Annotated in this window: 27 protein-coding genes and 1 riboswitch; of the genes, 19 read left to right on the forward strand and 8 right to left on the reverse strand. The window is 40.1% G+C overall.

Annotation, left to right across the window (positions count from 1 at the left end; all coding sequences use genetic code 11):
• Window positions 1–42: 42 nt before the first annotated feature.
• The 10 genes from G622_RS24615 (at window position 43) to G622_RS0110490 (ending at window position 9,323) form a co-directional block, all read left to right on the forward strand.
• Window positions 43–3,210 carry an EAL domain-containing protein gene (locus G622_RS24615; RefSeq protein WP_049945793.1) on the forward strand — a complete coding sequence of 1,056 codons (3,168 nt, stop codon included), beginning with the start codon at window positions 43–45 and terminating at the stop codon, window positions 3,208–3,210.
• Between the two features lie 425 nt (window positions 3,211–3,635).
• The gene (locus G622_RS0110445) at window positions 3,636–3,848 is read left to right on the forward strand and encodes a FeoA family protein (RefSeq protein WP_026510681.1); all 213 of its coding nucleotides are present in this window, start codon (window positions 3,636–3,638) and stop codon (window positions 3,846–3,848) included.
• 103 nt (window positions 3,849–3,951) lie between these two features.
• Window positions 3,952–5,943: a ferrous iron transporter B gene (gene feoB, locus G622_RS0110450; RefSeq protein ID WP_026510682.1), complete on the forward strand. Its 1,992-nt coding sequence runs from the start codon at window positions 3,952–3,954 to the stop codon at window positions 5,941–5,943.
• A 91-nt stretch (window positions 5,944–6,034) separates the two neighbouring features.
• Window positions 6,035–6,394: a heavy-metal-associated domain-containing protein gene (locus tag G622_RS0110455; RefSeq protein WP_026510683.1), complete on the forward strand. Its 360-nt coding sequence runs from the start codon at window positions 6,035–6,037 to the stop codon at window positions 6,392–6,394.
• A gap of 67 nt (window positions 6,395–6,461) precedes the next feature.
• Window positions 6,462–6,620 (forward strand): FeoB-associated Cys-rich membrane protein, encoded by a 159-nt coding sequence (locus G622_RS25250; protein WP_081675265.1) that lies wholly within the window; start codon window positions 6,462–6,464, stop codon window positions 6,618–6,620.
• A gap of 87 nt (window positions 6,621–6,707) precedes the next feature.
• The gene (locus G622_RS0110465; RefSeq protein WP_026510684.1) at window positions 6,708–6,941 is read left to right on the forward strand and encodes a Fur family transcriptional regulator; all 234 of its coding nucleotides are present in this window, start codon (window positions 6,708–6,710) and stop codon (window positions 6,939–6,941) included.
• A 70-nt stretch (window positions 6,942–7,011) separates the two neighbouring features.
• Window positions 7,012–7,176 carry a hypothetical protein gene (locus G622_RS0110470; protein ID WP_155831459.1) on the forward strand — a complete coding sequence of 55 codons (165 nt, stop codon included), beginning with the start codon at window positions 7,012–7,014 and terminating at the stop codon, window positions 7,174–7,176.
• Between the two features lie 169 nt (window positions 7,177–7,345).
• Window positions 7,346–7,900: a DUF3793 family protein gene (locus G622_RS0110475; protein ID WP_026510686.1), complete on the forward strand. Its 555-nt coding sequence runs from the start codon at window positions 7,346–7,348 to the stop codon at window positions 7,898–7,900.
• Window positions 7,901–8,255: 355 nt separating this feature from the next.
• Window positions 8,256–9,029: an SDR family oxidoreductase gene (locus G622_RS0110485; RefSeq protein WP_026510687.1), complete on the forward strand. Its 774-nt coding sequence runs from the start codon at window positions 8,256–8,258 to the stop codon at window positions 9,027–9,029.
• Between the two features lie 30 nt (window positions 9,030–9,059).
• Window positions 9,060–9,323 carry a GIY-YIG nuclease family protein gene (locus G622_RS0110490; protein WP_026510688.1) on the forward strand — a complete coding sequence of 88 codons (264 nt, stop codon included), beginning with the start codon at window positions 9,060–9,062 and terminating at the stop codon, window positions 9,321–9,323.
• 72 nt (window positions 9,324–9,395) lie between these two features.
• Here G622_RS0110490 and G622_RS22505 read toward each other — a convergent pair whose 3' ends face one another.
• The 5 genes from G622_RS22505 to G622_RS0110515 form a co-directional block, all read right to left on the reverse strand.
• Window positions 9,396–10,157, reverse strand: coding sequence for an acyltransferase domain-containing protein (locus G622_RS22505; protein ID WP_049945794.1), 762 nt, complete (start codon window positions 10,155–10,157; stop codon window positions 9,396–9,398).
• Window positions 10,154–10,825: a hypothetical protein gene (locus G622_RS0110500; RefSeq protein ID WP_026510689.1), complete on the reverse strand. Its 672-nt coding sequence runs from the start codon at window positions 10,823–10,825 to the stop codon at window positions 10,154–10,156. Before G622_RS0110500 ends, G622_RS22505 begins: the two co-directional genes overlap by 4 nt.
• Window positions 10,826–10,852: 27 nt before the next feature.
• A complete protein-coding gene (locus tag G622_RS0110505; protein ID WP_026510690.1) occupies window positions 10,853–11,509 on the reverse strand; it encodes a hypothetical protein in 657 nt (218 codons plus the stop codon).
• On the reverse strand, window positions 11,506–12,438 hold the full coding sequence (locus tag G622_RS22510) for an ATP-binding cassette domain-containing protein (RefSeq protein WP_044957484.1): 933 nt from the start codon (window positions 12,436–12,438) through the stop codon (window positions 11,506–11,508). Before G622_RS22510 ends, G622_RS0110505 begins: the two co-directional genes overlap by 4 nt.
• A 78-nt stretch (window positions 12,439–12,516) precedes the next feature.
• Window positions 12,517–12,891 carry a GntR family transcriptional regulator gene (locus G622_RS0110515; RefSeq protein ID WP_026510691.1) on the reverse strand — a complete coding sequence of 125 codons (375 nt, stop codon included), beginning with the start codon at window positions 12,889–12,891 and terminating at the stop codon, window positions 12,517–12,519.
• 177 nt (window positions 12,892–13,068) lie between these two features.
• A riboswitch (FMN riboswitch) is annotated at window positions 13,069–13,183 on the forward strand.
• 354 nt (window positions 13,184–13,537) lie between these two features.
• On the opposite strand from G622_RS0110515, the gene ribD reads away from it, so the two are divergent.
• From ribD to ribH, 4 genes are read left to right on the forward strand one after another with little or no spacing between them, the layout of a single operon-like run.
• Entirely contained in the window at window positions 13,538–14,626 is a 1,089-nt protein-coding gene (ribD, locus tag G622_RS0110520) for a bifunctional diaminohydroxyphosphoribosylaminopyrimidine deaminase/5-amino-6-(5-phosphoribosylamino)uracil reductase RibD (protein ID WP_026510692.1), read from the forward strand.
• Complete coding sequence (gene ribE, locus G622_RS0110525) at window positions 14,626–15,261, forward strand: riboflavin synthase (protein WP_026510693.1); 636 nt, start codon at window positions 14,626–14,628, stop codon at window positions 15,259–15,261. Before ribD ends, ribE begins: the two co-directional genes overlap by 1 nt.
• Before the next feature lie 25 nt (window positions 15,262–15,286).
• Entirely contained in the window at window positions 15,287–16,483 is a 1,197-nt protein-coding gene (locus G622_RS0110530) for a bifunctional 3,4-dihydroxy-2-butanone-4-phosphate synthase/GTP cyclohydrolase II (RefSeq protein ID WP_026510694.1), read from the forward strand.
• Between the two features lie 4 nt (window positions 16,484–16,487).
• On the forward strand, window positions 16,488–16,952 hold the full coding sequence (ribH, locus tag G622_RS0110535) for a 6,7-dimethyl-8-ribityllumazine synthase (protein ID WP_026510695.1): 465 nt from the start codon (window positions 16,488–16,490) through the stop codon (window positions 16,950–16,952).
• Between the two features lie 62 nt (window positions 16,953–17,014).
• Here ribH and ilvD read toward each other — a convergent pair whose 3' ends face one another.
• Entirely contained in the window at window positions 17,015–18,757 is a 1,743-nt protein-coding gene (ilvD, locus tag G622_RS0110540) for a dihydroxy-acid dehydratase (RefSeq protein WP_026510696.1), read from the reverse strand.
• A gap of 278 nt (window positions 18,758–19,035) precedes the next feature.
• Here ilvD and G622_RS22515 point away from each other — a divergent pair, with 278 nt between their 5' ends.
• From G622_RS22515 to G622_RS0110565, 5 genes are all read left to right on the forward strand, one after another.
• Entirely contained in the window at window positions 19,036–19,605 is a 570-nt protein-coding gene (locus G622_RS22515; protein ID WP_044957486.1) for an NAD(P)H-dependent oxidoreductase, read from the forward strand.
• 24 nt (window positions 19,606–19,629) lie between these two features.
• Entirely contained in the window at window positions 19,630–20,154 is a 525-nt protein-coding gene (locus tag G622_RS0110550; RefSeq protein WP_026510697.1) for a DUF3990 domain-containing protein, read from the forward strand.
• Window positions 20,155–20,439: 285 nt separating this feature from the next.
• Window positions 20,440–20,703, forward strand: a complete 264-nt coding sequence (locus G622_RS0110555; RefSeq protein ID WP_155831460.1) for a hypothetical protein — start codon at window positions 20,440–20,442, stop codon at window positions 20,701–20,703.
• Window positions 20,669–20,992, forward strand: coding sequence for a putative quinol monooxygenase (locus G622_RS0110560; RefSeq protein WP_026510699.1), 324 nt, complete (start codon window positions 20,669–20,671; stop codon window positions 20,990–20,992). Before G622_RS0110555 ends, G622_RS0110560 begins: the two co-directional genes overlap by 35 nt.
• A gap of 410 nt (window positions 20,993–21,402) precedes the next feature.
• Window positions 21,403–22,929 (forward strand): flotillin family protein, encoded by a 1,527-nt coding sequence (locus G622_RS0110565; protein ID WP_196814203.1) that lies wholly within the window; start codon window positions 21,403–21,405, stop codon window positions 22,927–22,929.
• Here G622_RS0110565 and G622_RS0110570 read toward each other — a convergent pair.
• The gene (locus G622_RS0110570; protein WP_026510701.1) at window positions 22,926–23,300 is read right to left on the reverse strand and encodes a hypothetical protein; all 375 of its coding nucleotides are present in this window, start codon (window positions 23,298–23,300) and stop codon (window positions 22,926–22,928) included. The two genes, G622_RS0110565 and G622_RS0110570, sit on opposite strands and share 4 nt — an antisense overlap.
• Window positions 23,301–23,308: 8 nt before the next feature.
• A complete protein-coding gene (locus tag G622_RS25725) occupies window positions 23,309–23,464 on the reverse strand; it encodes a hypothetical protein (RefSeq protein ID WP_155831461.1) in 156 nt (51 codons plus the stop codon).
• Window positions 23,465–23,527 lie beyond the last annotated feature (63 nt).

Raw genomic sequence — 23,527 nt, forward strand, 5'->3', positions numbered from 1 at the left:
CTATCTGTAAACTGAATAAAGCCGGCTAAGGAGGTAATTTAGTTGGATAAGTATACCTATAGTGCTGAAGAAATGCATTTTTTGGAAAATAGTAAAGTACCTTTTGCAATTTATCAGTTCATAAATAAAAGAGTTGTCACGGTAGTTATATCGCAGGGGTTTGTAGAACTGTTTGGATATGAAGATCTTCCAAGGAGTGAAGTTTATTCTCTGATGAATAAAAATATGTATCATAGAACGCATCCTGACGATATGGCGGTTCTTGGAGATGCAGCATATCGCTTTGCTACCGAAGGCGGGAGGTATGATGTGCTCTACAGAAGCAAAAAGGGCAATGAGTATAGGATCATTCATGCTACCGGAAGGCATATTTATAAAGAAAACGGAGTAAGGCTTGCTTTTGTATTCTATATGGATCAGGGAGCCTATATTGAAGATGGGAAAACCTCCAGGGATATTTTTATTGGGACAGCAAAGAAGGCTCTTGAGGAGAGAAGCCATGATATCAGGCTCAATCATGATTATCTGACGGGACTACCGTCTATGACCTATTTTTTTGAACTTGCTGAAGAGGGATGCAGGGAAATTCGTAGTAAAGGGAAGACACCTGCCATTCTTTTTATTGATTTTAACGGAATGAAGGTGTTTAACCAGAAATATGGCCTTGAGGAGGGCGATAGATTATTAAAGGACTTTTCGGAAAAAATCATAGCCATGTTCAGTCATGAAAACTGCTGCAGATTCAGTGCGGATCATTTCTGCATATATTCAGATGAAGAAGCAGCTCATGAAGGCGCTTTAAAGCTGATTGCGGATGATAATAGTGAAGATGCTGACAGAAGTATGCCGCTTCGCATAGGCATGTATATTTATGATGATGAAAATATCAGTATAAGCGGGGCATGTGACAGGGCTAAGATTGCCTGTGATTCAGAAAAGAATAACTATTCGGACAAGATATATCTTTTTGATAATAAGATGATGACCACTATCGAGGAAAAGCGATATGTGGTTGAAAATATCGGTAAAGCCATAAGGGAAGACTGGATAAAGGTATACTATCAGCCTGTTATCAGAACAACCAACGGAAAGGTTTGCCATGAAGAAGCTTTGGCAAGGTGGATAGATCCTGAAAAAGGATTCCTTAATCCCGGTGCGTTTATACCGGCTCTTGAAGAGACAAATATGATTTATATGCTCGACTTATATGTTTTGGAGTCTGTGCTTAAGAAAATGAAGATGCAGGCAGATGATGGTCTTTATGTTGTGCCGGTATCAGTTAATCTCTCAAGGGCTGATTTTTATGCCTGTGATATTGTGGAAGAGGTGCGGGAGCGTGTTGATGTCAGCGGCATCTCAAGGGACAAGATTGTTATTGAGATTACAGAAAGTGCTATAGCAGATGATATTGATTATATGATAAACATAATCGAACGGTTTAAGCTATTGGGATTCAGTGTCTGGATGGACGATTATGGAAGTGGATACTCATCACCTGTCATATTGCAAAAAGTACCCTTTGACCTGATTAAAATAGATATGGATTTTGTAAGACAGCTTGAAAGAGAAGAAAAAACCAGGATTATCCTTACAGAAACAATACGTATGGCGATGTCTCTGGGGCTTAGTACTGTGGCTGAAGGGGTTGAAACAAAAGAACAGGCTGATTTCCTTAAGAATATAGGATGCAATATGCTTCAGGGATTTTATTATAGTAAGCCCATTCCTTATGAGGAGATAGTTGAAAGAAATAAGAATGGTACTGCTATATGCTATGAAAATCCCGAGGAGTCAGAATATTATGAAAGGCTTGGAAACGTAAATCTGTATGATCTTTCCATGACCGGCACAGGTGAAGGCCAGTTTAGGAACTATTTTGATACATGGCCTATGCTGATGGTTGAATGCAAGAACAAGAGAATATCAATTATAAGGCATAATCAATATTTTAAAGAGTTCCTAAGAATTAATTTTCCTGATTCTTATACGAAGACAGAGTATGATGTAGCAGATCTTTTGGATGGTCAGGGAGGATACTCATTAAATGCTATATTAAAGTGCGCTAAAGACGGTAAGAAGGTTGTTCTTGAAGATATAACACATGATGGAAAACAGATAGAATTATTGATTTGGAGGATAGCCATTAATCCGCTCACGGGCAGTGCTGCTGTGATGATAGCTGTTCTGTCGTCTACTGAAATCGATAATAACGGTTATGAATTAGAGAGTGAAGCAAGAAACAGTGATACAACACACAAAATCACAGGGGAATATAAAGAACTCCTGGAGGAAAATGAGCGCCTTAGAAAGGAAGCGGAAGCAAACAGGAAAATAACAGAGCTTAGGGAGTCGGTTTCAGCTCTTTTGACAAACATGCCTGCCATGACATTTTCCAAAGATATTAATTCGGGAAAATATCTGGCTTGTAATCAGGCATTTGCTGAGTATGCCCATAAGGACAGCCCGGAGGAGGTTGTGGGGCTGTCAGATTTTGAGATATTTGATTGGGACACGGCCAAGCATTTTGTGGATGATGATAAAAAGGCATGGGCAATGAACAAGCCATATATTTTCTTTGAGGATGTTCATGATGCTGCGGGTAATATGCGCCGTTTTCAGACGACCAAGCTGAACTTTACTGACGATACAGGCAGACAGTGCCTTCTTGGCCTTAGCCAGGATGTAACAGATGCAATGCTCATAAAACATGAATATGTGGAAAGACTTGCAGAGGCCTATAATCAGGCAAATATAGATTCTCTAACTGGGGTTAAGAACAAGAATGCATATCAGGAGGAAGAGAAAAAGTTAAACCTTCTAATTAAAGAGGACAAAGCTCCGGAATTTGCCATTACGATACTTGATGTTAACGATCTCAAGAAAATCAATGATACAAAGGGACATAAAGCCGGAGATGAGTATATTCTTGATGCCTGCAGGATGATATGCAGAATTTTTAAATTCAGTCCGGTTTATCGCGTAGGTGGGGATGAATTTACAGTTATATCGCAGGGGGATGATTATAGAGATATTGAAAAACTTGTAGAAAGCATTTCTGAGCACAATGAAAAAGCTATTACCGCTGGCGGTATAGTGATCGCCTGCGGCATGTCAAAATTTGCTAAGGATCCTAATGTAGATGCAGTATTTATGCGCGCTGACAAGAATATGTACGATAATAAAAACTACTTAAAGAATAGTCGCTATTGATATATGCTGTTAGCTCAGGCTAATAATCCCCGTCAGGCTAGATAATACTTCGCCAGGCAATCTCATTAAATAAAAGTGAAAATAATTGTGAAATAAATGTTGACACAATAGTTAGACAATGCTAACATAGTCTTGTTAGATATAACTAACAAATGACATACATAGTCATAAGAAATCTCCTACCTGAAATGCCGCATCTTGCCAATGCGGCATTTTATATGAGTAGAGCATATTTGAATTTAGCACAATCAAATGTGAAGCGCTTGAATATGCGATGGTTAAGGCAAATAATCTATAAAAATAATTAAAATTTTATTTTTCTTATTGACAATAATTATTATTAAGCATATTCTATCTATTGACAAAAAGTTAGCCTATGCTAATGGAAATTATATAAGACTAACAGCTTTTATAGGAGGAACTATATGACACTTAATGATGCAGAACTCTGCAAAGAATATAAAATTGAAGCTATTGACACAGATGGGGACGATGAGATGGAGAACTTTCTCTTTTCTCTTGGCTGTTATAGTGGTGAGTATATTACTGTTATTGATAAGAAGCGCAATCTTGTAGTCGCTATTAAGGATGCAAGATATAATATTGATCCTGAGTTAGCTTCAGCTATCAAGATCTAACGGTATTCTATAGTCTGAACTGAGAAAATCCAAAAGATTAAATCCCATATTCACAGACTTTGAATATATATAAATGAAGAGAAGAAAGTAGGAGGAAAAAATTATGAGAATCGCAATGGCGGGTAATCCCAATAGTGGTAAAACCACTATGTACAACGCCCTGACTGGTAGAAGCGAGAAAATTGGTAACTGGGCGGGTGTTACAGTTGACAAAAAAGAGAGCGTAATCAAGAAAAACTATTACGATGGAGACAAGGAACTGATCGCTGTAGATCTTCCCGGCGCTTATTCAATGTCACCATTTACTTCTGAGGAGAGCATCACAAGCGGATACGTTAAAAATGAGCATCCCGATGCCATAATCAACATAGTTGATTCCACAAACCTCAGCAGAAGCTTGTTCTTTACAACACAGTTGTTGGAATTGGGGATTCCGGTAGTTGTTGCTCTTAATAAGAATGATGCCAATGATAAAAAGGGAAATGCCATTGACGAAAAGCTCTTATCGGAAAAACTTGGATGTCCTGTTATAAAGACCGTAGCAACATCAGAAAAAGGTCTTAAGGATGTTGTTAAGGCTGCAGCTGACCTTTATGGAAAAGGACAGAGCGAGCCTTATGTTCAGGGCAACGTAGATGTAACAGATAAGAATGCGGTTGAAGCAGCTGACAGAAAGCGCTTCGAATTCGTTAATAAGATTGTAAGTGAAGTTGAAAATCGTAAGGTTCTTACAAAGGACAGAAATTTTGGCGATAAAATAGATGATATAGTAACACATCCTGTTATTGGAATATTTGTGTTTGCTGCTATTATGTGGCTTGTATTCTATATTTCACAGACAACAGTTGGAACATGGCTTGCTGATCTGCTTGCAGGATGGATTGAAACCTTCCAGGGCTTTGTAGGTGATAAGATGGCAGATGCCAACCCGCTTCTCTATGCACTGCTTGTTGATGGTATCATCGGTGGTGTAGGTGCTGTTGTAGGTTTCCTTCCACTTGTTATGGTAATGTACTTCCTCATCGCACTTTTAGAGGATTGCGGATATATGTCAAGAGCAACAGTAGTTCTTGATCCTATATTCAAGAGAGTTGGACTTTCAGGAAAATCAGTAATCCCTATGATTATTGGTACAGGTTGCGGAATACCTGCTATCATGGCATGCCGTACCATCAGAAATGAGAGAGAAAGACGCTCTACAGCAATGCTTGCAACATTTATGCCCTGCGGAGCAAAGCTTCCGGTTATAGCACTTTTTGCAGGTGCATTTTTCCCTGAGTCAAAATGGGTAAGCTTTATCTGCTACATGGGTGGTATTTTACTTATCCTGTTTGGAGCACTTCTCATCAAGGCTATCACAGGTATGAAGTACAGAAAGAGTTTCTTTATTATTGAGCTTCCTGAATATAAGGCTCCCAGTCTTATGTTTGCAGTAAAATCAATGCTCGAAAGAGGAAAAGCTTATATTGTAAAGGCAGGAACAATTATTCTTGTTTGTAACACAGTAGTTCAGATAATGCAGAGCTTTACTTTGGGATTCCAGCCTGTGGAAGAAGGTTTGGAGAGTACATCTATCCTTGCAACCGTTGCAGGACCTTTTGCTTATCTCCTTGTTCCTGTTGTAGGAATTGCCAGCTGGCAGCTTGCAGCAGCAGCCATCACAGGATTTATCGCAAAAGAGAACGTTGTTGGAACAATCGCTACAGTATTTGCAATTTCAAACCTTATTGATACAGAAGAACTTGAGCTTATCGGTGAAGGAAATGCAGTTGCAGCAGTTATGGGAATCACAAAGGTTGCAGCACTTGCATATCTTATGTTCAACTTATATACACCTCCGTGCTTTGCAGCTCTTGGTGCCATGAATTCAGAAATGAAGTCAGCAAAGTGGTTATGGGGTGCAATCGGACTTCAGCTTGCAACAGGATTTACAGTTGGATTCCTTGTATACCAGATCGGTACACTCGTTACAACAGGCAGCTTAGGTGCAGGATTTATCTACGGAATTATTGCAATTGCAGTATTTGCAGGTATAATAGTATATCTGATCAGAAGAAATCAGAAAGCAATGGTACTTGAGTACAAGCTTGATTGATAAAATGTTAATAGCGAAAGTAAGCCCGTTTTATACGGGCTTTACTTTCATATGACTTGTTTATATTGACGACTATCAAAAAGGAAAAAATATGGTATCTAATATACTTATCATCATAGGGTTGGTGATAATACTGGCTATAGCTCTAAGGGGCACAATTAAACACTTTAAGGGAGAAGGTGGATGCTGTGGGGGAGGCTCTACAGTAAGGGAGTCTGATAAAAAGCTTGATGGTCCCGTGATCAAGAGTAAAGTGTTTAAGATTGATGGAATGCATTGTGAAAATTGCACAGATAGAGTTAAACGTGCGATTAATAGAATTGACGGAGTTTCAGCAAAACTGAATCTCAGAAAAAAAGAAGCAGTAGTTCAATATGACCGTGAAGTGGACGATGCTGTTTTGATAAATGCGATAGAGGCTTTAGATTACAAGGTTATATCGGTGAATTAAATTTATCCTATATATCAGAGGTTATTCTATTAGCATTATCATAAGTTTTAATCAGGATGGAAGTAATATGGTCAATATAGTTGCAGGCGCAGTGATTGTAGTGATTGTAGGATTGGCAATCAGATATATTTATAAGGAAAAAAAGAAGGGCACTCATTGTATTGGATGTCCTATGGCAGGCAATTGTCATAAATATGGAAAAGCAAATAAAGAGAAGCCCTGTTGAGAGGGCTTTACTTTTAAATATAAGGTTAGCGCTCGCTAACATAACAGTGAAGGTAATATCAGACTAGTGAATTGGTGGGGACATAGCATGAGTAATGAACAGATAATAACTGCACTTAGGGCTAAAGGCATGCGCATCACAAAGCAAAGACGAATTGTTGCAAATGTGATTGCCGAGAATGATGGGGCTTCATGCAAGGATATCTGCTGTATTGTTCGTAATATGGATAAAACTATCGGAACAGCAACAGTTTATCGCATGATAAAGGCTTTAGAAGACATAGGGGTTGTTGAAAGAATAGATATGATCAAGCTCCAGTGAGTGATAGAATCTTGGATTTCATTGGAAATATCCGATTCTGTCTGTTATTATGGTGGGAATATTTAAGGCGATGTTGAAGCAGATGATGAGTGGGTGGCTGATCATTTGGCTTGATCCTTCTGTGTATGTAAAGATGTTTTTTATGGGAGTAATTACATATGCAGTTGTGGCAGTGATTGAATATAGGAGAATTAGTAAAATTCCTATGAATGAAGCGCTTAAAAATGTTGAGTAATAGACTATTAAAAGCTTCCTGTTTGTTACAGGAAGCTGATTTTTAAAACTGAAGTTAGCAATAACTAACAAAGAGTGATTGGATACTGATAATGCAATTTTTGCAGAAGTTTACGGTATCCGTATCAGGGTGGAATAAATGTAGAGTTTTACTAAAGGAGGAAGGTTAAATGGGGGACCAGCTACTTATCAGGCTGTGCTCGCCTACCTTGGCGGGACTTAAGACAGGAAATCTTTTTTCTGTAGAAATTGATGACAGGGACAGGTTTAACTGTGAAGTCAGGGAGTTTAATTCAAGGCTTTGCGGTAAAGGTCTGAGAATGATACCTGTCAAATACTCAAAGGGGCATGTGCTTATTTATCTATACAGACCTTCCTTTTTGAAACGGGATTTTGCAAATGAAGAGGTCTGCAAGATTCTTAAGGAAAAGGGGTATTCTTACAAAAACGCGGATCTGTGCGTGGCTCAGCTTGCAAGGCATCTTTCAAGTGATCCGTCTTTTCCTCATGAGATAGGACTTTTCCTGGGCTATCCTGTGGAGGATGTGCTGGGATTCATGAAAAGTCCTGAGGAAGGGGTAAAGTACACAGGATTCTGGAAGGTTTACGGGGATAAAGACGCTGCACTAAAGACTTTTGATAAATATAAGAAGTGCACGGAGATATATAGTCATGCCCATAAGCAGGGAGCATCACTTGAACAGCTGGTAGTTAAGACAGGCTGATTGCTATAGTAAACTCAGCTATATCTGCCGTTTACAATTAATAAATTGCAGTAGGGATAATGAGTGACAATTCTGTGATAATTTGACTGATAAACTATTCTTGGAAGTAAGGAAATGACATTTTTACTGTAAAGGCGCATATGTAGCGCACTTTCACTAAGAGTAGGAGGACAGAATTATGAGAATAATCAGAATGTTACTTGGACTTATCGGAATACGCACAAAAAGATATATTGTTTGTCCCTGCGGAAGGTAAATATTTAATTACCTCCAATTATATTGTTGACGGCATGATGGCTGCTTATTAGAATTATTAATATAAAAACTAATGGGGTTACAATTAAAAGGAGGTATAATGAAAAACTATTTTGATCTTAGTGGGAAAGTAGCACTGGTTACAGGCGCTTCCTCCGGATTAGGGGTACAGTTTGCAAAAGCTCTTGCAGAACAGGGCGCAGATATCGCTATATGCGCAAGAAGAGTGGAAAGGCTTGAAGCTGTAAAAAAGGAGATTGAAGCACTCGGGGTTAAGTGCTTTGCTCACAAATGTGATGTTCTGAACACTGATGAGATCCGTGAAATGGTAAAGGCAGTGGAAGAGCATTTTGGCAAGATTGATATTTTGATCAACAATGCCGGAGTAGGTGATGCTACTCCTTCAGAAGAGCTTACTGATGACACATGGCGCAATGTAATCGGCACAAATCTTGATGCTGTATTCTATGTGGCACGAGAAGTCGGAAAAGTAATGCTTAAAAACGGTTATGGTAAGATTGTGAATGTGGGTTCACTTCATTCTGAGGTTGTTATGCCTCCGGGAACATGGCCAGTGCCTGCTTATACGGCAGCAAAGGGCGGCGTAAAGATGCTCACAAAGTCACTTGCAGTTGAATGGGCAAGAAAAGGTATCACAGTCAATGCCATTGGACCTGCTTATTTCGGAAGTGAGATGACAAACGATATTCTTAGTACCGGTGGATTTGACCCGGTGGCACAGGCATATTGCCCTATGGGAAGAGCAGGTAAAGAAGGAGAGCTTAATGGAGCAGTTCTTTATTTTGCTTCTGATGCTTCTTCCTACACAACGGGACAGATTTTGTATATTGATGGAGGATGGACAGCTATCTGATCTGAGCCAGGTTCAATGGTCTTATAATCTATGAACTACATGTATATTGTTGAATGTGCTGATGGAACTTTATATTGCGGGTGGACGAACAACCTGGAAAAGCGCATCGATGACCATAATGCCGGAAAGGGCGCAAAATATACAAAACCAAGGCTTCCTGTTAAGCTTGTGTATTTTGAAACCTTTGACACAAAAGAAGAAGCTATGAGCCGGGAATGGCACATAAAGCAGCTTCCCAGAAAGAAGAAACTGGAATTGGTGTCCAAAGGAAAAGAGAATATCGATATTTCGTAATTGAATAAGCTAAAATATTAAAACGCTGTCACATATAGGTCATATGTGGCAGCGTTTTTAAATTAATATTTACTAGAAATCCCGAACAAGAATACCATAGGCAATTCCTACTTTTTTTCCACGGAGCAGATATTCTTTCATATTTCGCTGAAGGGTTGTGTTTTCCGGAAGATCAGATATTGATACATTACCTATTCCGCTACTTGGAATCTTGAAAACCCATTCAATGCAATCCATAGCCTCAGGCTCATATTTTGTAATATCAAAGGCGGCCTGGAATGAGAGAATGCGTGAGCCATCAGGTAAAAGCTCCTTTAAAGCCGGTGATAAGAGCCAGGTATCTACACATACAGGATCATCTTTTCTTTTCGGATAATATTTTTCCAAAAAAGTTCTCATCTTACGGACAGAGTCATTTAGATACTTCGGATCCAAATTTGCATCGGAAGGTATATGGAGATGGATATTATGTGCATCATCATCAGCAAACTCATATTCAAGCTCTCCTATGCGGAATAGCTTTGCACTTGCCTGCCTGGTGGTCCAAAAGGCTCTGTCAAAGCCATAGCTGTTGCAGGAGACTTTATATTCATTTACAAATCTGGAAAAGCAGCCCATGGTGGCAATGAATATATCTTCAGGTAAATTGTGCCATTCACCGTTTTCTCTGCTTTCGAGGGATTTGAGAATATGCTGTGTCAGCTCGTCTATTCCCGGAAGAGAGAAGGAGCCTGTTTTTGCATAATTCAGGATATCACTTGTCACTTCGTCCGGCATATGAATTTCATATAAAAGCTTTTCAAGATTGTTTTCACTAAAAGTATTCAGTATCATGTCATTTTTCCTAACATTCTTCTTGTCATGTATTTAGATATATCGTACTTGTAGCATAGGCCTGTGAAAATAAAGGAAAGGATATTTCCTATGATAAATAATGAAATAGCTACAATAACAGATACCGTAAAATTCTGACCGATAAAATAATAGGCTCCAAAAAAAGGATTCGACAAAATACTTATGGAGGGAACAGTGAATAAAACAAATATTATCATGGCTACCAGAAAGAATTTGTAAGCAAATGCAAAATATATAAGGGCTAAGAATATCATAATTCCTAATTGCATTACATATGCTGACTGCATTGTATAATTTTCAGCGTCTGTCATCCCTTCAACTCCTGTATGCAGCATAAATGCACGATGCGCAATTATTATAAGCAATGATAGAGCCATAAAAGGAGTTGAAACCATATAAGGGAAGACGGTTTGAAGCTTTTTCTTAAGCGGTGAAGACTGAACAAGACCTGAAATTGATAGTGTTGTTAAAAGCTGGCCCAATATTACAGGGAGCAGGAAAATGTAAAATCCTCCCAGCATAGTATTCGAGTCTGAAAAGAACTCGAAAAAGATTCCTATCGCTGCAAAAATAGCCATGAATATAAGCTGTGTTTTTACCTGAGTTCCGTATTTTATAAGCTTTAAGCATTTAATAAATGTATTCATATTCTTTAACCTCATCTTACCAAAAAGTCAGTTGCCTTTATCATAAAAGCTATTCTCATAGCAGCGCTTAGCATGAAGATAGCTTAACGCTGTAACCAGTATGCTTAGAACAACTGCTAATACAATAAAGAGTATCAGCAGAGGAGTTCCCAGCTTTATACCGGTGAATGTCAAAGCGATGGCGCATAGTATAGCTAAGATGATGAAAGGAGTTGCAATAAATGGATATAGTGTAAAATTATCAAAATATCGAACTATATTTATTGATATAGTATAAAGAGCATATGCAGTAAGTGTTATGATCACGTTCACCGGAATGTAATACAAATCAGGCTTATTTAGAATTGATGTTATAACGGTGCATATCATAACAACTGCGAATAAGTGGATAAGGCTTCGCATATGCTCACTCATGATACCTCTTAAAAAGAGCTTTTTTCCATTGTAGGAGCTTCTTAGGATTAAATGATGTGAGTCCCTGGAATAAATACCGTTAAAGATAAAATAATCCCTCATGACCTCTGAATACATTGTATATACAACCGTAAAGGTAATTGTCATCTCCGCTAATTCTAAAGAGACCAGAGCGTGAAACAGTATAATCACCACAGGAACAGCAAATCCAAAAATAAGCTTATCCCATATGCTATGAAATAGATTGTAAGTTTTTATTGTCTGGATCATGATGCGGCCCTCTTATCAACATCGTTTTTCCCAAGGATAGAGTATTTTTTCATGACATGTACTGAAATCTGAGAAAGCGTCGGCCTCTCAACAGCGATATCCATGCCTGAAAGCTTATCGAGATCATCTGACAGGCAGATTCCTTCAAATCCAAAGGAGTTTGAGGAAATGTTCTGGATGATCTTGGAAGCGTAGCTTTCGTCTTGTTTCTCTCCCTTTACAACGATATATTTTTCTTTAAGATCCTCAACAAATCCCTGCTCTACGATTTTTCCCTGTTCAACTATTATTACGTAGTCGGTGATGCTCTCCATATCAGTGATGTTATGGGTGGAGAACAGTACACTCTTTTCACCCTCGTTCTCGTTAAGATAGTCTCTGAGCATGTTGCAGAGCTTGTCTCTCATAAGAGGATCAAGAGGAGATGCAGGCTCATCCAAAAGAAGAAGATCGGTGTCTCTTGCAAGGACTCCGGCAAGCATCAGCTTAACTCTGTTACCATCAGAGAGGCTGCTGACCTTCCTGTTCTTTTCAAAAGAAGCACCGGTGTAGAGTGCAAGTTCTCTGCATAATTCTCTGTATCTGTCAATGTGAAAATTGTCAAACAGCAGCTCCTGGAGATCTTCTACCTGATTTAAAGTCCAATGCGGGAAGAAATAATTATTTGTTCCTGTATAACCGATTCTGCTTTTTACAGCAGAATCCTTCTCTCTGTCTTTATCATTGTACTGTCCGAAAAACTTTAAATTACCTTTGTAATCAAGCTTTATTCCGGCAAGGATATCAAGAAGGGTAGTTTTGCCGGCTCCGTTCTCGCCTATGAGCGCTGTGGCAAAGCCCTTGGGAATCTGCAGATTCTCAATATCCAAAGTGAAATTCTTATACTTCTTAATGATGTTTTGTCCCTCTAAAACATAGTTGCATTCCATAATTCATCCCTCCAAATGTCCTAAGGAGTATCGTTTGCGTTGATTCCTTAGGTCAGTATAATGTTTGCATGATTGATTTCACATAACATCCAGTCTCAATAGCGTCTGTAATGTGTCAACAAGCTCTTCCTGAGTCATACCTGCGAGCTTGGCTGAGTAGATTGCGCTTAATAAAGCATCCTCAACCTTGCGCCGGTGCTGCTCCATGAGCATTTGTGTGTCCTGGGCATTAACATAATATCCCTTGCCCTGAACCGCTGTAACAAGCCCCTCCTGTTCCAACTGCTCGTATGCCTTAAGAGTAGTGATAACACTAATCTTAAGGTCCTTGGCAAGTCCGCGTATGGAAGGCAGATACTCTCCCTGTTGCAGCTTACCTTCAAGTATGTCGGTCCTGAAGCTATCAGCAATCTGTTGATAAATCGGGACTCCCGACGATTGCAATATTTTCATTTTTCCTCCTGATAGAAAAACATTGTTACTTATAACTGTTTATGTGTTATATATACACTTATAACACACCCGTGTCAACATCTTTTTTGTCCAATCCCCTCTGGCTCGTGTCATGGCGTGAATAAAAAAATTTAGTTGACTGACGCGGTACTGTGATGTATCATGTACACAATTGAATAGCATCTTCAGGGCAGGGTGCAAGTCCCTACCGGTGGTATAGCCCACGAGCCGTAAGGCAAGATTCGGTGTGATTCCGAAGCCGACAGTATAGTCTGGATGGAAGAAGATTAGTGTTATATTTGTATTGATTCCAATTTTTCTGAATAAAAACGGGAATCCAGGAACATTTGCTCTGAGATTGTATATCTCAGAGTTTTTTGTTTTATATAACATGTTTGCCCCGGAGTTATTTCCGGGGCTTATTTTATTCAATAGAAATTCCTTCGGATTTCCTATTGAATAAAAAGCGCTCCGCTATGGATGCGACTGGTGCGCAGATGAATTTTGCAAGCTAAAGCCTGCGCGCACCAGCGCGCAAAGAGTCGCGAGCGACTCTTTGTTCTGCACTGAGCTATTTGCAACTTAGTGCGAGTCATGCAAGTCCATTTGGCACTGGTGGAGCATGAAGTAAGGAAAAGGAGGAGAAATGGAAGACAAAAGCTTCATGGAACGAGCTCTTACACTTGCAAAAAAGGGCGCAGGATTTGTTAATCCTAATCCAATGGTAGGAGCTGTAATTGTGAAAAACGGGAAAATCATAGGTGAAGGCTACCATGAACAGTACGGCGGTCTACACGCTGAGAGAAATGCCCTTAAAAACTGCAAGGAATCGCCAAAAGGCGCCACAATATACGTTACTTTGGAGCCCTGCTGTCACTATGGAAAAACACCGCCTTGTACAGAGGCAATTATTGAAAGCGGGATATCCAGAGTAGTTATAGGAACGCTTGATGTGAACCCACTTGTAGCAGGGAAAGGCGCTAAAATCCTTGCTGATAACGGAATCAGAGTAGAAGTGGGAGTTCTTGAAAAAGAATGCAGAAGACTTAACCGCGTTTTCAACAAATATATGACTACAAAGCTTCCGTACGTGGTTATGAAGTATGCCATGACTGCGGATGGCAAGATTGCCACTACCTCAGGAGAGTCCAAATGGATAACCGGGGATGAAGCAAGAGAAAATGTACACAGGCTAAGGAAAAATCTCTCAGGAATAATGGTTGGTGTATCTACGGTTATAGCTGATGATCCAAGCCTTAACTGCAGACTTGACGAGCCTTCAAAAGATCCTGTAAGGATCATTTGTGATTCAAATCTCAGAACACCGCTGGATTCTGTTGTTGTAAAAACTGCAAATGAGGGGGAGACAATCATTGCGACTTCATCAGAGGATGATGTCAAAATCGCAGAGTATGAGAAGCGTGGATGCAGAGTTTTAAGGGTTCCTCAGGGAAAGAATGGAATAGATCTGAATTACCTTATGAAGGAAATTGGAAAAATCGGCATCGACAGTGTCTTACTTGAAGGTGGTGGAACCGTGAACTTCAGCGCACTTGAGAGCAGGATTGTCGATGAGGTTCACATCCACATGGCGCCAAAGATATTTGGAGGAAGAAGTAAATCTCCTGTTGAAGGTGTAGGCATTAGCGACATAGGAAATGCCATAAAGCTGAATCCTGTTAATAGCAGCTGGTGCGGAAATGATCTTGTTATAGAAAACGAGGTGATTTACTAGTGTTTACAGGTATTGTGGAAGAGCTTGGAAAAGTTCAGAGAATAACCAGAGGAAGTAAGGAACAGCAGATTTTTATCGGTTGCAACAAAATACTTGATGACATTCATTTGGGAGACAGTATTGCTGTCAATGGAGTTTGTCTGACGGTAGTTGATCATGGCAACGGCTATTTTGTAGCGGATGTTATGAATGAAACCTTCTCCAGATCAGGGCTTGGAGCGCTGGTTAGTGGGAGTTTTGTCAACCTTGAGAGGGCGATGCCTGCAAATGGAAGGTTTGGAGGCCATATCGTCAGCGGACATATAGATGGAACAGGAAAAATAAAGAGTATAAGGCAGGATGGAAATGCTGTCTGGTTTGAAATAAGTACAGACAAAAAGATTCTTGACGGAATAGTTGAAAAAGGCTCTGTTGCTATTGATGGAATAAGCCTTACCGTTGCAGATGTGACAAGTAACAGCTTCAAAGTGTCAATAATACCTCATACCTTAAAGGAAACGGTGTTAGGGCATAGAAAAAATGGAGACACTGTTAATCTTGAAAATGATGTAGTCGGTAAATATGTAAAGAAATTTGTTGAAGGTGCGCAAAAAAGCGGTCTGACCAAAGAATTTCTGATGGCAAACGGATATTGATTACTTGCTTTAAGGAAGGGAATATATGGAAAAAGAACTAATCGAAAAAGCGATAAAAGATTTACAAAATGGAAAGGTTATCCTGGTGATGGATGACGAAGGCAGAGAAAATGAGGGAGATTTCATCTGTGCAGCAGAATATGCGACTACAGAAAACGTTAATCTAATGGCAACTGTGGGAAAGGGGCTTATATGCATGCCCATGAGTGAGGAAATATCAGTAAAGCTCGCACTTTCGCCTATGGTAAGTCATAACACTGATAATCATGAGACAGCCTTCATGACTTCAATTGATTATGTAGGAACAACCACCGGAATATCAGCTGCGGAGAGGGGACTTACAGCCAGAAGCTGCGTGCAGGATGATGTAAATCCTATGCATTTCAGAAGACCCGGACACATGTTTCCTCTTGTTGCTAAAAAGGGCGGAGTTATAGAGCGCCCCGGCCATACTGAGGCGACAGTAGATCTCATGAAACTTGCAGGACTTAAGGAATGCGGTCTTTGCTGTGAAATCATGGCAGATGACGGCACAATGATGAGAGGAGATGACCTTAGAAAGCTTGCTGAGCGCATGGGAATCACTTTTATTACTATTCCTCAGATGGTGGAATATAGAAAGGTATACGACAAACTTGTTGAGTGTGTTGCGATTGCAAAAATGCCAACAAAATATGGAGAATTCACGGCGCACTGCTATATCAACAAGCTAAACGGCGAGCATCACGTAGCACTGGTACTCGGAGATATAAGTGACGGCAAAGATGTCCTCTGCAGAGTGCACTCAGAGTGCCTTACAGGAGATGTATTTGGCTCCCTTAGATGTGACTGCGGACAGCAGTTTGATGCTGCTATGAAGGCAATTGCCCAAAATGGCAGAGGAGTGCTTTTGTATATGAGACAGGAGGGCAGAGGAATCGGCCTTGTTAATAAGCTCAAAGCCTATAAGCTTCAGGATGGCGGAATGGATACCCTTGATGCCAATATAGCCCTTGGTTTCCCCGGAGACCTTAGAGAATATTATACAGGCGCTCAGATTTTGAGAGATATGGGAATTCATTCTCTGGAGCTGCTTACGAATAATCCTGACAAGGTTTATCAGCTGGAGGATTATGGAATTGAGATTTCAAAAAGAGTTCCGATTGAGATAAAAGCTAACAGCTATGACATTTTTTATCTAAAAACAAAGAAGATCCGCATGGGTCACTTACTGGAGGTGTAATTGTATGAAAATCTATGAAGGAAAACTGGTATCAGAAGGCGTTAAGGTCGGCATTGTTGTGGCGAGGTTCAACGAGTTTATCACATCCAAGCTCCTTGGATGTGCAATTGATGGCCTTAAGCGTGAAAATGTAAAGGAAGAGGATATTGAGGTGGCATGGGTTCCCGGGGCTTTTGAGATTCCGCTTATTGCTAAAAAGATGGCTGACAGCAAGAAATATGATGCTGTAATCTGCCTTGGAGCAGTAATCCGCGGAGCGACCTCCCACTATGACTACGTTTGCTCTGAGGTATCAAAGGGCATTGCGCAGGTGAGTCTGAATTCGGAAGTTCCTGTAATGTTTGGAGTTCTTACCACGGATACCATTGAACAGGCAGTGGAGAGAGCAGGTACAAAGGCTGGAAATAAGGGCTTTGAATGTGCTCAGGGAGCCATAGAGATGGTGAATCTCATAAGAGAAATGAACTGATGAAAAGTGGAGGAGATGGTGTGAGATAAACACCATCTTCCAATGCAGTCGGCTTTAGTGATTCATTCCATATATGCCCCTTTCATTGGGCTTACGGCATGTTCACTAAAGAGCTTCAAAACACCCTTTTTATATTTCATATCTTTGGGTTTCCAGCTTTTCTTTCTCTCAATAAGAATGTCTTCAATTTCCTTCTCGGTTTTGCGTTCACCTTTTACACCGATGATATTGAGCTTTCTCTCAAATACATCCAGTTCTATGAGGTCTCCTTCTTCCACAAGTGCAATGGGACCACCATCTGCAGCCTCCGGGGAGCAATGACCGATCACCGGGCCGGTGGATGCACCGGAGAATCTTCCATCTGTAATAAGTGCGATAGTTTTACCAAGCTCTTTATCAGAGCTAATTGCCTCGGATGTGTAGAACATTTCAGGCATTCCACTACCCTTAGGGCCTTCATATCGGATAAATACCGCATCTGACTTATTAACCCTGTGGTGAAGCACTGAATCAAGGCATTCCTCTTCTGAGTCGAAAGGTCTTGCAGTCAATATAGCCTTAAACATCTCTTTAGGGCAGGCTGTATGCTTTATAACAGCCCCTTCAGGCGCAAGATTCCCTTTAAGGATTGCAATGCTTCCATCCGTTCCTATCGCATTGTCATAGGGCCTTATTACATCCTCCTTTGAAATCTTCACACCATATCTTTCTCCGAAAGCAGCAAGAAGCTTTGCACACTTTTCATAAAAGTTGTTATTTTTTAACATATCGAGATTTTCACCGAGAGTCTTACCTGTAACAGTCATGACATCAAGGTGTAAAAGTGGCCTTAGTTCTTCCATTATTGCAGGAACACCACCCGCGTAATAGAAAACCTCTGCAGGCCATTTACCTGCAGGTCTTACATTCAGAAGGTAATGGGCATTTCTGTGTAATCGGTCAAAGGTTTCTCCTGTTATCTCTATACCAAGCTCATGTGCAATGGCAGGTAAATGAAGCAGACAATTTGTGGATCCTGATATTGCAGCATGAACCAGGATAGCGTTTTCAAAGCTTTCCATCGTAACAATTTTGGATGGTCTCATGTTATCCATTCCAGCTATCAGGGCAGCTCTTTTTCCGGATTCATATGCATAATCCAGTAAATCTGCAGACATGGCTGGCATCAGAGCACTTCCGGGAAGTGACAATCCCAGAGCCTCTGCCATAATCTGCATAGTTGAGGCTGTTCCCACAAAAGAACAAGCTCCGCAGCTTGGACAGGCATTACGTTTGGCAAAATCAAACTCTTCTTTCCCTATTTCTCCTCTTTCAAACTTTGCGCTATACATACCAAGCTGTTCAAGAGTCAGCATATCAGGGCCTGCATTCATCGTTCCTCCGGAGATAAAAACAGAAGGCATATCAACTCGCATCATCCCCATAAGATTCCCGGGTACACCCTTGTCACAGCTTGCAATGAACACTCCTGCATCAAAAGGAGTTGCCATGGCCTGAATCTCGATCATACCGGCGATCATCTCCCTGCTGGCAAGACTATAATTGATGCCATCTGTCCCCTGGCTTTCACCATCGCACATATCTGTGCAGAAATAACGGGCGCCGAATCCACCTGCATCCTTTACGCCTTTTCTCACCATCTCGACTAATTTATCAAGATGACCGCTTCCCGGATGACTGTCACCAAAAGTGCTTTCGATAAAAATCTGTGGCTTGGACAAATCCTCCTTTGACCAGCCTGTTCCCAGGCGTAAAGGGTCCATTTCCGGTGCTTTTTTCCTCATTTCCTGACTTTTAAGTTCCATATATTATCTCTCCAAGCAATTCACATTTATATCTAACATTATGACATTCCTACATTAAAAATCCAAGAAAGCTTCCATCAAGTAATAAAAATAGTATGACTTTCAGCCATACATAATATGCGTGGTAAATAATTGTTAATAATTAATTAAGAAAACATCAACACTCATCTTATAAATAGTCATTAAAATAATATTGAAACATTATAATCTATTCTGGTTCAATTTTTCATATGGAACTGTGCTATGATCGTTGACTGATTCAAGCTTAGAGGTAAAATATGGCAAATCCGATATTGTACATTAATGCTTGTGTAAGAAAAGAATCAAGAACCGCTATCCTCGCTCAAAAGCTTCTTAAAAAGCTGGAGCAGCCTTATGATGAGGTTAGACTTGAAGGTCTTACTTTTCCTACTGTTAATGAGGACTATCTTGGTAAGCGCGATAAGCTTATTTCAGAGGGCGACTTTAATAATTCTATGTTTGATCTTGCCCGTCGTTTCGCAGAGGCAGAGTGCATTGTTATAGCGGCTCCATTTTGGGATTTATCTTTCCCTGCCATGTTAAAGCAGTATCTGGAGCTGGTTAATGTCGTAGGAATCACATTCAGGTATTCGGAAGAGGGCATTCCTATCGGTCTGTGTAAAGCATCCAGAATATTCTATGTGACTACAGCAGGTGGGAATTTTGTCCCTGAAGCTTACGGTTTCGAATATGTTAAGGCGCTGGCACAGAGCTATTATGGCATTGAGGATGTACGTCTCATAAAGGCTGTCGGCCTGGATATCTATGGCGCTGATGTGGATGCTATTATGCGCTCCGCAGAGGATGCTGTGGAAAATATGAAATAGATTAATTGTTCAAAGGAGAACTGTATGAAACTCTATCATACAAGCGATGTGATTATTAAAGATCCCAGTCTCACAAGAGGCAGGAAAAATGCGGACTTTGGGCAAGGTTTCTACTTATCTTCTGACCTGGAGTTTTCCAGAAGATGGGCTGTAAAGGATTCACTTATAAACGAATACGAACTTGATGAAAATGGTCTTGAGATCATCCGTCTGTCAAGGAATGCTGATTGGTTTGAAAAAATCATGAAAAACAGGCGTCTTGAGGATACTCTGCCTGCTGATATAGTGATAGGTCCCATCGCCAATGATACATTATTTGATACTCTGGGGATTATTGGAAGCGGCTTTTTAAGCAGCGACGAAGCTCTTTCTCTTCTGATGATCGGTCCTGAATATACTCAGGTAGTGATAAAGACCCGGAAGGCTTTGGACCAGCTAGTCTGGCAAAGAGCCTTTGATGCAGGTCAGGATGAAGAACTTTTAGAAACTATCCGAAAAGAACGCGAGCAGTATCAGATTGATTTTTCTGAAGCGATGAAAAAAATGTAAAACTCAATGAAATCATTATTCGGTATTGCGCCCGGACATTCTCAACTGAGCGTTGTTTGTACTGGGCTTTTCAAACCTTTAGTAAATTCTGATTTATTTATCGCAAACGTCATTAGAAATCAGTTTTTGAATTTCCTCCAAAAAGAACTTAACTGCAGGTGATTGTACTTCATATTTTTTATATATCAGACTGCCGTTTATTGCTTTTTTGGGCGTCAATGGGACAAATTTGAGTGGACTATCACCGGAGGTATTAATAAGATTGCTAAAACATATGGCATAATATTGTATATAGGATTTTTTGCAGTACTTGAAATACTACCAACTCAGATGCTTAAACTGTTTGATGCTTCTGAGCACATGATGGGAATAGGAATAGTAGCTATCAGAATTCTTGCGATAGCATACCTTTTGTCTATACCCGGAACTGTGTTCGCGGCAGGGCTTCAGGGACTTCTTAAAGGTAAACATGTTTCCGTTCACTTAAGCACATTTTTTTGTAAAAGGAGAGAATATGATCACGGTAAATATTTATTACACAGGAACTAATGGAAGTGCACGCAAGTTTGCAGAGGATATGGAGAAAAGTGGTACTGCGCAAAAAATACGTTCTGAAAAGGGAAATGTCAGATATGAATACTTTTTCCCTATGAATGATCCGGAAACAGTGCTACTGATCGATGCGTGGGACAACCAGGAGGCGATTGATATTCATCATGAATCACCGATGATGAAAAATATAATTGAATTGCGTGAAAAATATGATCTTCACATGAGAGTTGAAAGATATACATCAGACATTATGCCTGAATCAGACGAAGGATTTATAAGAGCATGATTAAATCAATATCTCATTTCTGTTGTACTCTGTAATTAAAGTGGTTAGGGCTAAGCTGTTTGTGACATACCCTGTTCAAAATAAGTACACAAACTGTTAACATCCTATTAAATTTGAGTTAAGGAAGTGCTGTTAAGATAACTATATCGAAGGACGAAGACCTTTGATGAAATTAGAAACAATAATCTTTTTCATAACGCTGTCTGGTTTAGAACCAGACAGCTCCTCCCTTAAATATTCAGGCTGTCATGCGTAATTCGTGTGGCAGCCTTTAATAATGCAATTAGTCACCAAAAGATGAAAATAAAATGCATAAATTCGCCAAACCTGTGATATATTGTTTCAGTACAGATTGTTAAAATAATAACTGTAACAAGACAATATTATTATTAAGAGGGAAGGTGAAATCCATGTTGACAAACACAACAGTCACAATCATCATTGCAGCCATTATTATTCTGGCAATTCTTATCATAGCAGCAGGCTATGTGAAAGCTCCGCCGGATAAGGCATTCATCATATCCGGTATCAGAAGAGTTCCACGTATTCTTATTGGTAGAGCAGGAGTTAAAGTTCCATTCCTCGAAAGAGTTGATAAACTCTATCTTGGACAAATGACAGTAGACATTAAAACTGAGCAGTCTGTTCCTACCAATGACTTCATCAATGTAAATGTTGATGCAGTAGCAAAGGTAAGGATCGGAACAACTCCTGAAGCAATTCAACTCGCTGCTAAGAACTTCTTAAACAAGTCTCCTGAGCAGATTACTATGGATCTTCAGGATTCACTGCAGGGTAATATGCGTGAGATTATCGGTACTTTGGCTCTTAAGACTATCAATACCGATAGAGACAGCTTCTCAGATCAGGTTATGGAGAAGGCTTCAAGAGACATGAATAAGCTTGGTATCGAGATTCTTTCCTGTAACATCCAGAATGTAACAGATGAAAATGGTCTTATCAGTGATCTTGGTATGGATAACACAGCTAAGATCAAGAAGGATGCAGCAATTGCGAAAGCTCAGGCTGACAGGGACGTGGCTATAGCAAAAGCTGAGGCTGACAAGGCAGCTAATGATGCAAGAGTTCTTGCACAGACAGAGATTGCTGAAAAAAACAATGCACTTGCCATCAAGCAGGCAGAACTTAAGAGAGAAGCTGATACAGCAAGCGCTGTAGCTGATGCAGCTTATGAGATTCAGACTCAGGAACAGCAGAAGTCAATTCAGACAGCAACTGTTAATGCTCAGATTGCAAAGGCTGAACGTGAAGCAGAACTTAAACAGAAGGAAGTTATTGTAAAACAGCAGGAACTTGCCGCTGAAATTGAGAAGAAGGCTGATGCTGAGAAATATCAGGCTGAGAAAAAGGCTGAAGCAGAGCTGGTTCAGAGACAGAAAAAGGCTGAGGCTGCCAAGTACGAGCAGGAGCGTGAGGCTGATGCAAAGAAGGCACAGGCTGAAGCTCAGAAGTACGCTGCAGAACAGGAAGCTGCAGGTATCAAGGCAAAATATGATGCTGAGGCTGCAGGTATCGCTGCAAAAGGTAAGGCAGAAGCTGAAGCAATCAGAGCAAAAGGTATCGCGGAAGCAGAAGCTATGGAGAAAAAAGCGGAAGCATACAAGAAGTACAACGGAGCTGCTATGGCTGAGATGATGATCAAAATCATGCCTCAGATGGCTGCTGAGATTGCTAAGCCTCTTTCACAGATTGATAAGATTAACATCTATGGAACAGGGGATGGCTCAAATGGTGCAAGTCAGATTTCAGGAAACATGCCGATTGTTATGAAGCAGGTATTTGATACCATGTCAGAGGCAACAGGTGTTGATTTCACAGAAATCATGAGAGCCGGCACGTATGATGCCAAGGTTAACAAGAACATTAACCTTAGCGGGGACGGAGTGAATGTTACCATTGATAAAGATAACAATTAAACAGCCGGGAAATTTGCGAGGCAGAATTTGGAGTATTCTACTATAAGACGTGCAACCTTATTGCTTTTTATGAGTAATCCATCGCGGTACATCTTATAGGACTCAATATAAGAAGCAATAGCTGTACGGAGTTTTCCCTTTTTAAAGGGCATAGGATAAACTTCAATATAGTGATTTTTGCAATATGTAAGTAGTTCCTGCAGAGAAATAAGTGATTCCTTCTTTTTCTGCAGGAACGGTAAATACATAGCCATTCTTTCTGTAAACAACCAGTACATGGTGTCTTGGTAGAGCATATTGAAAGTATGCTCCTGGATATACCGGATCTGATCTTCAGTTATGTTGTAGCTTATTTCATTTGTTTTTTTCATATTAAGACTCACAGTACAAGTATAGGAAGAGTAATGAAAACTGCGACAAGAACAATCGTACCAACGGCAGCGAGTATTCTGTTTCTGATGTCGCTCACATTTCTGTACTTTCCGTTATATTCTATAGTATCTATGATTTTATCTTTATTATCATATGGTTTCATGATAAATACCTCAAAATGTAAAAATGCACACACTTCTTATGTTGTATAAAGCATAGTCACAAA

The organism is Butyrivibrio sp. LC3010 (assembly GCF_000424385.1).
Lineage (GTDB): Bacteria > Bacillota > Clostridia > Lachnospirales > Lachnospiraceae > Butyrivibrio.

What these genes read in the sequence shown, in the direction of transcription:
- G622_RS0110445 (WP_026510681.1), top strand. Translation starts at nt 3,636, where the DNA reads ATGACACTTAATGATGCAGAACTCTGCAAAGAATATAAAATTGAAGCT.
- feoB (WP_026510682.1), top strand. Translation starts at nt 3,952, where the DNA reads ATGAGAATCGCAATGGCGGGTAATCCCAATAGTGGTAAAACCACTATG.
- G622_RS0110455 (WP_026510683.1), top strand. Translation starts at nt 6,035, where the DNA reads ATGGTATCTAATATACTTATCATCATAGGGTTGGTGATAATACTGGCT.
- G622_RS25250 (WP_081675265.1), top strand. Translation starts at nt 6,462, where the DNA reads ATGGTCAATATAGTTGCAGGCGCAGTGATTGTAGTGATTGTAGGATTG.
- G622_RS0110465 (WP_026510684.1), top strand. Translation starts at nt 6,708, where the DNA reads ATGAGTAATGAACAGATAATAACTGCACTTAGGGCTAAAGGCATGCGC.
- G622_RS0110470 (WP_155831459.1), top strand. Translation starts at nt 7,012, where the DNA reads ATGTTGAAGCAGATGATGAGTGGGTGGCTGATCATTTGGCTTGATCCT.
- G622_RS0110475 (WP_026510686.1), top strand. Translation starts at nt 7,346, where the DNA reads ATGGGGGACCAGCTACTTATCAGGCTGTGCTCGCCTACCTTGGCGGGA.
- G622_RS0110485 (WP_026510687.1), top strand. Translation starts at nt 8,256, where the DNA reads ATGAAAAACTATTTTGATCTTAGTGGGAAAGTAGCACTGGTTACAGGC.
- G622_RS0110490 (WP_026510688.1), top strand. Translation starts at nt 9,060, where the DNA reads ATGAACTACATGTATATTGTTGAATGTGCTGATGGAACTTTATATTGC.
- G622_RS22505 (WP_049945794.1), bottom strand. Translation starts at nt 10,157, where the DNA reads ATGATACTGAATACTTTTAGTGAAAACAATCTTGAAAAGCTTTTATAT.
- G622_RS0110500 (WP_026510689.1), bottom strand. Translation starts at nt 10,825, where the DNA reads ATGAATACATTTATTAAATGCTTAAAGCTTATAAAATACGGAACTCAG.
- G622_RS0110505 (WP_026510690.1), bottom strand. Translation starts at nt 11,509, where the DNA reads ATGATCCAGACAATAAAAACTTACAATCTATTTCATAGCATATGGGAT.
- G622_RS22510 (WP_044957484.1), bottom strand. Translation starts at nt 12,438, where the DNA reads ATGGAATGCAACTATGTTTTAGAGGGACAAAACATCATTAAGAAGTAT.
- G622_RS0110515 (WP_026510691.1), bottom strand. Translation starts at nt 12,891, where the DNA reads ATGAAAATATTGCAATCGTCGGGAGTCCCGATTTATCAACAGATTGCT.
- ribD (WP_026510692.1), top strand. Translation starts at nt 13,538, where the DNA reads ATGGAAGACAAAAGCTTCATGGAACGAGCTCTTACACTTGCAAAAAAG.
- G622_RS0110530 (WP_026510694.1), top strand. Translation starts at nt 15,287, where the DNA reads ATGGAAAAAGAACTAATCGAAAAAGCGATAAAAGATTTACAAAATGGA.
- ribH (WP_026510695.1), top strand. Translation starts at nt 16,488, where the DNA reads ATGAAAATCTATGAAGGAAAACTGGTATCAGAAGGCGTTAAGGTCGGC.
- ilvD (WP_026510696.1), bottom strand. Translation starts at nt 18,757, where the DNA reads ATGGAACTTAAAAGTCAGGAAATGAGGAAAAAAGCACCGGAAATGGAC.
- G622_RS22515 (WP_044957486.1), top strand. Translation starts at nt 19,036, where the DNA reads ATGGCAAATCCGATATTGTACATTAATGCTTGTGTAAGAAAAGAATCA.
- G622_RS0110550 (WP_026510697.1), top strand. Translation starts at nt 19,630, where the DNA reads ATGAAACTCTATCATACAAGCGATGTGATTATTAAAGATCCCAGTCTC.
- G622_RS0110560 (WP_026510699.1), top strand. Translation starts at nt 20,669, where the DNA reads ATGATCACGGTAAATATTTATTACACAGGAACTAATGGAAGTGCACGC.
- G622_RS0110565 (WP_196814203.1), top strand. Translation starts at nt 21,403, where the DNA reads ATGTTGACAAACACAACAGTCACAATCATCATTGCAGCCATTATTATT.
- G622_RS0110570 (WP_026510701.1), bottom strand. Translation starts at nt 23,300, where the DNA reads ATGAAAAAAACAAATGAAATAAGCTACAACATAACTGAAGATCAGATC.
- G622_RS25725 (WP_155831461.1), bottom strand. Translation starts at nt 23,464, where the DNA reads ATGAAACCATATGATAATAAAGATAAAATCATAGATACTATAGAATAT.